This window comes from Georgenia sp. 311 (assembly GCF_006151955.1).
GTDB lineage: Bacteria > Actinomycetota > Actinomycetes > Actinomycetales > Actinomycetaceae > Oceanitalea > Oceanitalea wutianyii.
In genome coordinates this window covers 5655-12025 of the sequence record NZ_VDFS01000057.1, presented here as the reverse complement: position 1 = coordinate 12025, position 6371 = coordinate 5655, and the positions used below count along the sequence as shown (strand labels likewise).

Below are 6371 nucleotides of genomic sequence, written 5' to 3'. Positions count from 1 at the left end.
CGGCGCCTGACCCCACCCCGCCGAGAGCTGGATCGTGCGCGCACGATCCAGCTCTCGGCGCGTGAGGGGTGGGGACCGGGGGCACGGCGGGCGCCGTACGCCGGGAGCCCCACGCCGGTTTGACAACGGTTCTCATCCTTATTGAGAATGAGTCTCATGCTCTTGCGCCGTGTCGTGCCCGCCTCCCTCGTCGCCGTCCTCGCCCTCGGCGGGTGCGCGGCCTTCCAGTCCGGCGACGCCGCGACAGCGACCAGCACCACCCCAGAGGCGTCCGACGACGCGCGCACGACCGTCCTCGCGAGCTTCTACCCGCTGCAGTACCTCGCCTCCGAGATCGGCGGTGACCGGGTGGAGGTCGAGTCCCTCACCCCGCCCGGCGTCGACCCCCACACCGTCGAGCTCTCCCCGCGCACCGTCACCGACATCGAGGGCGCCGACCTCGTCGCCTACCTCTCCGGCTTCCAGCCCGCCGTCGACGAGGCCGTCGCGGTCACCGGCGCCACCGCCTTCGACGCCGGTGAGCACACCCGGCTCCTCACCACCGGCGAGACCGGCCACGACCACGACCACGAGGGCCACGCCGACCACGACCACAGCGGGGAGTCCCTCGACCCCCACTTCTGGCTCGACCCGGCCCGCCTGGCCGAGGTCGCCGCGGCCCTGGCCGAGGAGCTCACCGCCGTCGACCCCGACGGGGCTGCCACCTACGAGGCGAACGCCGAGCGGGTCGTCGCCGAGCTCACCGACCTCGACGCGGAGATCGACGCCGGCCTGGCCCGGTGCGCCCAGGACACGATCGTCGTCACGCACGAGGCGTACGGCTACCTCACGTCCGAGCACGGGATCCGCCAGGAGGGCCTGTCCGGCATCGATCCCGAGGCCGAGCCCTCCCCCGCCCGGCTCGCCGAGGTCGCCGACGTCGTCGACGAGCACGGCGTGGACACCGTCTTCGTCGAGTCGCTCGTCAGCCCGGCCGTGAGCGAGGCACTCGCCTCGGACCTCGGGCTGCGCACCGAGGTGCTCGACCCGCTGGAGAACCAGCAGGACCCCGACCTCGACTACCCCGCCGTCATGCGCGCCAACCTCGCCGCGCTCCAGGACGCCCTCGGCTGCGAGGCCCCGTGAGCGCGACCGCGCGCGAGCGTGAGGACGTGGGAGCATACCGACCCATGGCCCCACCGGTTCACGTCCGCGACCTGCGCGTGACGCTGGGCGGCGCCCCCATCCTCCAGGGCGTCGACCTCGACGTCCACGACGGCGAGTTCGTCGCCCTCCTCGGCGCCAACGGCTCGGGCAAGTCGACCCTCGTCAAGGCGCTGCTCAGCGTCGTGCCCGTGACGTCGGGGACGGTCGAGCTCTACGGCGTCGACGTGCGCGACGCCCGCCACGTGCCGTGGCGCCGGATCGGGTACGTGCCCCAGCGGGCCGGCGCAGCCTCCGGCACGCCCGCGACGGCGCTGGAGGTCGTCGGCTCCGGGCTGCTCGACAACCGCCGCCTGCGCCCGCCGCGCCACTGGCGTGAGCGCGCGCTCGAGGCGCTCGACGAGGTCGGTCTCGCCGACCGCGCGAAGGAGACGGTGAGCGTCTTCTCCGGCGGCCAGCAGCAGCGCGTGCTCATCGCCCGCGCGCTCGTGCGCCGCCCCGACCTCCTCGTCCTGGACGAGCCGCTCGCCGGGATCGACCGCGACTCCCAGGACGCGCTGGCCGCCACGCTCACCGGGTTGCGCGACCGGGGCACCGGGGTGCTCGTCGTCCTCCACGAGCTCGGCTCCCTCGGCGGGCTGCTCGAGCGCGCCGTCGTCCTGCGCCACGGCCGGGTCGTCCACGACGGTCCTCCCCCGCCCGCGGCCCCCGGGCACCGCGGCCCTGACCACGAGCACCTGCACCCCTTCGAGGAACCGGCCGCGAACCCCCGCGGCCCCGAGCTGCGGCTGGACCTGTCATGACCCTGCTCGCCGACATGCTCGCCAGCCCGCTCATGCAACGGGCCCTCATCGCCGCCGTCCTCGTCGGCCTCGTCGCCCCCGTCATGGGCACCTACCTCGTCCAGCGGCGCCTGGCTCTGCTCGGCGACGGGATCGGCCACATGGCCCTCACCGGCGTCGCGGTCGGGTGGCTCGTCGGCGGCGCGATGAGCCTCACCCCGCACGACGTGCTCGCCGTCCCGGGCGCCGTCGTCGCCTCGATCGTCGGCGCGGTGCTCATCGAGGTCGTCCGCGAGCGCGGGCGCACGAGCGGCGACCTCGCCCTCGCCATGCTCTTCTACGGCGGCATCGCCGGCGGCGTCCTGCTCATCGGCATCGCCGGCGGGACGACGGCGAACCTCAACGGCTACCTCTTCGGGTCCATCGCCACCGTGAGCCTCACCGACCTGTGGCTGACGATCGCCCTCGCGGTGGCGATCCTCGCCGTCGGGATCGGGCTGCGCCCGGCGCTGTTCACCCTGTCGCACGACGAGGAGTTCGCCCGGGCGAGCGGGGTGCCGGTGCGGCTGCTCAACGTCGTCGTCGCCGTCCTCGCCGCGCTCACCGTGTCGGTGGCGATGCGGGTGGTCGGCGTCCTCCTCGTCTCCGCGCTCATGATCGTCCCGGTCGCCACCTCCCAGCTCGTCACCCGCTCGTTCCGGGCCACGATGACGCTGGCGATGGTCATCGGCGTGAGCGTGAGCGTCTCCGGGCTCACCCTCACCTACGCCTACCCGCTCTCCCCCGGGGCGACCATCGTCATGCTGGCGATCGCGGTGTTCGGCGTAGTATCGCTCGTGCGTCCGCTGCTCGGGCGACGCCGCCCTCCGGCCGACCCGCACCCGGACGTCCAGGACGACGTCGAGCTCCACGAGGCAGCATGAGACCCCGGATCACGCGCCAGCGCGCTGCCGTCAGCGCGCTGCTCGAGCGCACCGAGGACTTCCGCAGCGCCCAGCAGCTGCACGAGTCGCTGCGGGAGTCCGGCGACACCATCGGCCTGGCGACGGTCTACCGCACCCTGCAGGCCCTGGCCGACTCCGGTGAGGTCGACGTCCTGCGCGCCGACGACGGCGAGACCCTCTACCGCCGCTGCGAGAGCGCCAAGCACCACCACCACCTCGTGTGCCGCCGCTGCGGGACGACCGTGGAGATCAGCGGTGCCGGGGTGGAGTCGTGGGCCGAGGAGATGGCCGCTCTCCACGGGTTCACCGCCGTCGAGCACACCCTCGACCTGTTCGGGCTGTGCGCCGAGTGCACCCGCGACGACGACCGTGCCTGAGTTCCTCAGCGGCTGGCCCTTCTGGCTGGTCTTCGGCTTCCTGTTCCTCGGCGCGATGCTGCGCGGCCAGGGCATCTACTGGCTCGGTCGCCTCGCCACCGACCAGGCGCTGCGCCGTACCCACCCCGAGGGCGGCTGGCGGCTGCGCGCCCACCGCGCGCTCAGCGGCGAGGGCGCCCAGCGCGGCGTCGCGGCCGTCCGCACGTGGGGGCTGGTCATCGTGCCGCTGGCCTACCTCACCGTCGGGTTCCAGAGCATGGTCATGCTCGGCGCGGGCATCCTGCGCATCGGCTGGCCGCGCTTCACCCTCGCGCAGGTGCCCGGCTCCCTCGCGTGGGCGGGGATCTACTCGACGATCGGCTTCGCCGTGTGGAGCGCGGCGATCGCCGCCGCGGCCGGCTCGCCCGCCGGGATCGCGGCGCTCGTCGCGCTCGTCGCGGGCATCGTCCTCCTCCTCGTCCTGCGCCGCCGTCGCGCGCGCCGGGTCGCGGAGGAGCTCCTCCCCTAGGGCTGGGCCGCGGCGTCGACGGCGCCGCCGTACCGCCGGTCGCGCGAGGCGTAGATCTCGACGGCGCGCCACAGGCTGCGGCGGTCGACGTCGGGCCAGTGCTCCTCGAGGAAGACGAGCTCGGCGTAGGCGGACTGCCAGAGCATGAAGTTGGAGATCCGCTGCTCGCCAGACGTGCGCACGAAGAGGTCGACGTCGGGCAGGTCCGGCTCGTCCAGGTGCCGGGCGATGGTCCGCTCGGTGACCTTCTCCGGGTCCAGCCGCCCGGCGGCGACCTCGCGGGCGACCGCCCGCGCGGCGTCGGCGATCTCGGCGCGCCCGCCGTAGTTCACGCACATCGTCAGCGTGCACACGTCGTTGCCGGCGGTGAGCCGCTCGGCCTCCTCGAGCTCGTCGATGACCGACTTCCACAGCCGCGGCCGGCGCCCGGCCCACCGCACCCGCACGCCCCACTCGTTCATGACGTCGCGGCGCCGGCGCAGCACGTCGCGGTTGAAGCCCATGAGGAAGCGGACCTCCTCGGGCGAGCGCTTCCAGTTCTCGGTGGAGAACGCGTAGGCGGACACGTGGGTCACGCCGATCTCGATGGCCCCGGCGACGACGTCGAGGAGGGCCGCCTCGCCCGCCTTGTGGCCCTCGACGCGCGGCAGGCCACGGGCGTTGGCCCACCGCCCGTTGCCGTCCATGACGATCGCGACGTGCCGGGGCACGAACCGCCGGTCGATGCGCGGCGGGCGGGCACCGGAGGGGTGCGGCGGGGGCGGGACCGGACTCACACGCGCTCCACGTGACGAAGGGACCTCAGCTGGCGCTCGAGGTGGTACTGGAGGTGGGCGGCGACCAGCCCGGAGGCCTCGTCGCGCTCCCGCCGGCCGGAGGCCTCCGCGGCCGCCCAGTCCCCGGACAGGAGCGCGCCGAGCAGCTCGAGGGTCTGGCGGGCGGGCGCGGAGGAGCCCGGCGGGCGGCACCGCTCGCACACCGCCCCGCCCTGCACGACGTGGAAGGCCTGGTGGGGCCCGGGGCGCCCGCACTGGGCGCAGTCACCGAAGCTCGGTGCCCAGCCGGCGACGGCCAGCGAGCGCAGGAGGTAGGAGTCCAGGACGAGACTCGCGGGGTGGCGGCGCGTCGCGAGGGCGTGCAGCGCACCGACGAGGAGGAGGTACTGCTGGGGCACCGGCTCCTCCTCGACCTCGGTGAGCCGCTCGGCGGTCTCGACCATCGCCGTCGCCGTCGTGTAGAGCGCGTAGTCCGCGCAGATGGCCCGCCCGTAGGGGGCCTGGGACTCCACCTGGGTGATGATGTCGAGGCTGCGGCCGACGTGGAGCTGGACGTCGACGAGGGAGAACGGCTCGAGCCGCGCGCCGAACTTCGAGCTCGTCCGGCGCACGCCCTTGGCGACCGCCCGCACGCGCCCGTAGCGGCGCGTGAGCAGGGTGATGATGCGGTCCGCCTCCCCGAGCTTGTGGGTGCGCAGCACCACGGCCTCGTCCCGGTAGAGCTTCACCGCCCCATTGTCGCCCACCGCGCCCTCTGCGCGCCCGGTCCCGCCCCGCGGCCGCCGCGTGTCGTGGTCCACGCGGGCCTTCCACCGCCCGACGGCGCTGGGGTACCGTCGTGGGAGCAGTCGCCTCGTGGGGGGAGGTGGGGCACGGTGGACGCCGCAGTCGTCTACGAGTCGTCCTGGGGGAACACCCGGGCGGTCGCGCAGGCCGTCGCGCAGGGCCTGCGGGAGCGCCTCGACGTCGAGGTGCTCGAGGTCGGTACCGCACCCCCGCCGCACGAGCTCACGGTCGACGTGCTCGTCGTCGGCGGTCCCACCCACGCCTTCGGCATGAGCCGGCCCGCCACCCGCGAGGACGCCGAGCACCGCGGCGGGCAGCACGTGGGCACCGGGATCCGCGAGTGGCTCGCGTCCTCCGAGCCCCTGGACCTGAGGGGCGCCGCCTTCGACACCCACCTGCGCCACCCCGACCTGCCCGGCCACGCGAGCCGGAAGGCGGCCAAGGCGCTGCACCGGCTCGGGGCGGACCTCCTCACCCAGCCGGAGAGCTTCTGGGTCGAGGGCACCGAGGGGCCGCTGCTGCCCGGCGAGCTCGACCGTGCCCGTGCGTGGGGCACCGAGCTCGCCGCACTCGCGTCCAGCCCGGACGACCCGACCAAGGAGGAACCATGACCGAGATCTCGCTCATCGACGTCGAGGAGCGCCCGACCGTCGCCCTGCGGCGCCAGGTCCGGACCGACGCGCTGGCCGAATTCTTCGCCGGCGTCTTCGACGAGGTGTCCGCCGAGGTGGAGCGCGCCGGCATCCAGATCGGTGGCGCGCCGTTCGCCCGGTACCGCGGGGTCCCCGGGGACGTGGCCGACATCGAGGCCGGCTTCCCCCTCACCGCCCCGTGGCCCGGCGGCGCGGACGGTGAGCTCCTCGCCGGAACCCTCCCGACGGCGCGGGCGGTCGAGGCGGTGCACCAGGGCAGCTACGACACCCTGCGCGAGACCTACCAGGCGCTGGAGGCGTTCGTCGCCGAGCACAAGCTGCAGCTGCAGGAGGAGTGGTGGGAGATCTACGAATCCGGCCCGTCCTCCGACCAGGACCCCGGGACCTGGCGCACCCGCATCG

The 6371-nt window shown here is 74.4% G+C and carries 9 protein-coding genes; 7 read left to right on the top strand and 2 right to left on the bottom strand.

The genetic code is table 11. The features are described 5' to 3' along the window. Positions 1-156: 156 nt before the first annotated feature. From FHE66_RS12065 to FHE66_RS12045, 5 genes are read left to right on the top strand one after another with little or no spacing between them, the layout of a single operon-like run. Entirely contained in the window at positions 157-1125 is a 969-nt protein-coding gene (locus FHE66_RS12065; RefSeq protein WP_218013711.1) for a metal ABC transporter substrate-binding protein, read from the top strand. Between the two features lie 44 nt (positions 1126-1169). Continuing rightward, positions 1170-1946, top strand: coding sequence for a metal ABC transporter ATP-binding protein (locus FHE66_RS12060; protein ID WP_139073210.1), 777 nt, complete (start codon positions 1170-1172; stop codon positions 1944-1946). Further along, positions 1943-2848, top strand: a complete 906-nt coding sequence (locus tag FHE66_RS12055) for a metal ABC transporter permease (protein WP_139073209.1) — start codon at positions 1943-1945, stop codon at positions 2846-2848. The genes FHE66_RS12060 and FHE66_RS12055 overlap by 4 nt, the downstream gene beginning before the upstream one ends. Continuing rightward, positions 2845-3246 carry a Fur family transcriptional regulator gene (locus FHE66_RS12050; RefSeq protein ID WP_139073208.1) on the top strand — a complete coding sequence of 134 codons (402 nt, stop codon included), beginning with the start codon at positions 2845-2847 and terminating at the stop codon, positions 3244-3246. Before FHE66_RS12055 ends, FHE66_RS12050 begins: the two co-directional genes overlap by 4 nt. Beyond that, positions 3239-3754: a DedA family protein gene (locus FHE66_RS12045; protein WP_139073207.1), complete on the top strand. Its 516-nt coding sequence runs from the start codon at positions 3239-3241 to the stop codon at positions 3752-3754. The genes FHE66_RS12050 and FHE66_RS12045 overlap by 8 nt, the downstream gene beginning before the upstream one ends. On the opposite strand, the gene FHE66_RS12040 is transcribed toward FHE66_RS12045, so the two are convergent. Continuing rightward, positions 3751-4530: an isoprenyl transferase gene (locus FHE66_RS12040; RefSeq protein ID WP_139073206.1), complete on the bottom strand. Its 780-nt coding sequence runs from the start codon at positions 4528-4530 to the stop codon at positions 3751-3753. The two genes, FHE66_RS12045 and FHE66_RS12040, sit on opposite strands and share 4 nt — an antisense overlap. Beyond that, positions 4527-5258 carry a DNA repair protein RecO gene (recO, locus tag FHE66_RS12035; protein WP_139073205.1) on the bottom strand — a complete coding sequence of 244 codons (732 nt, stop codon included), beginning with the start codon at positions 5256-5258 and terminating at the stop codon, positions 4527-4529. The genes FHE66_RS12040 and recO overlap by 4 nt, the downstream gene beginning before the upstream one ends. A gap of 147 nt (positions 5259-5405) precedes the next feature. Between recO and FHE66_RS12030 the strand changes: the two genes are divergently transcribed. Together FHE66_RS12030 and FHE66_RS15605 are read left to right on the top strand one after the other, a co-directional pair. Beyond that, entirely contained in the window at positions 5406-5927 is a 522-nt protein-coding gene (locus tag FHE66_RS12030; RefSeq protein ID WP_139073204.1) for a flavodoxin domain-containing protein, read from the top strand. Further along, positions 5924-6371 (top strand): GyrI-like domain-containing protein (locus FHE66_RS15605; RefSeq protein ID WP_176554763.1); only part of this gene is annotated, 448 nt, incomplete at its 3' end. The genes FHE66_RS12030 and FHE66_RS15605, both read left to right, overlap by 4 nt.

Bases quoted from the DNA above. Each gene is read 5' to 3' on its own strand.
- FHE66_RS12055 (WP_139073209.1), top strand. From the start codon at position 1,943: ATGACCCTGCTCGCCGACATGCTCGCCAGCCCGCTCATGCAACGGGCC.
- FHE66_RS12060 (WP_139073210.1), top strand. From the start codon at position 1,170: ATGGCCCCACCGGTTCACGTCCGCGACCTGCGCGTGACGCTGGGCGGC.
- FHE66_RS12050 (WP_139073208.1), top strand. From the start codon at position 2,845: ATGAGACCCCGGATCACGCGCCAGCGCGCTGCCGTCAGCGCGCTGCTC.
- FHE66_RS12065 (WP_218013711.1), top strand. From the start codon at position 157: ATGCTCTTGCGCCGTGTCGTGCCCGCCTCCCTCGTCGCCGTCCTCGCC.